Source organism: Micromonospora craterilacus (assembly GCF_003236315.1).
Taxonomy (GTDB): domain Bacteria; phylum Actinomycetota; class Actinomycetes; order Mycobacteriales; family Micromonosporaceae; genus Micromonospora; species Micromonospora craterilacus.
Genome location: NZ_POTY01000576.1, coordinates 1 through 440, shown reverse-complemented (window position 1 = coordinate 440; position 440 = coordinate 1). Strand labels below are relative to the sequence as shown.

The window sequence follows — 440 nt, the reverse complement described above, 5'->3', positions numbered from 1 at the left end:
ATACAAACCAATGTTGTGGTATTTGTATATGCTCTTGGTGTTCAATTCAAAGGCCAAGTTATTTTGAATGGCAACTTTGAAGATGTTAGTGAGCAAGACTCCGGCCGTAGTCGAGAATTGACCAGACGTCAAACTTAATCTCCGTACCCCATAATCGAAGTGAGCTAACACATCGGCGTCATGGAATTCGTTGATTCCCTTCCACATCAACTGGTAATACTGATCCGTCACTTGGAGCGGATCTAAGTGCGAGACAATGTCACTTCCAAAGTCTTTCGTACCATCTTGATGGAAACTTAGTAACTTAATATCGAACGTATGGTGGGCTAAATAGTCTTTAATCTTATCTGCTTGTCCGGCTGACATCCCGATTTCAATTCCTTTATGAACTCGTTTGCCCGTCGCTTTTTTCAAACGTTCAATTTCGGCCACGTATTTAG

General features: G+C 41.8%; 1 protein-coding gene. It reads right to left on the bottom strand.

All coding sequences use genetic code 11. From position 1 onward, the window contains the following. Nucleotides 1-440, bottom strand: a 440-nt coding sequence (locus C1I95_RS37495) for a PHP domain-containing protein (RefSeq protein ID WP_499878004.1), incomplete at both ends; no start/stop codon positions are given.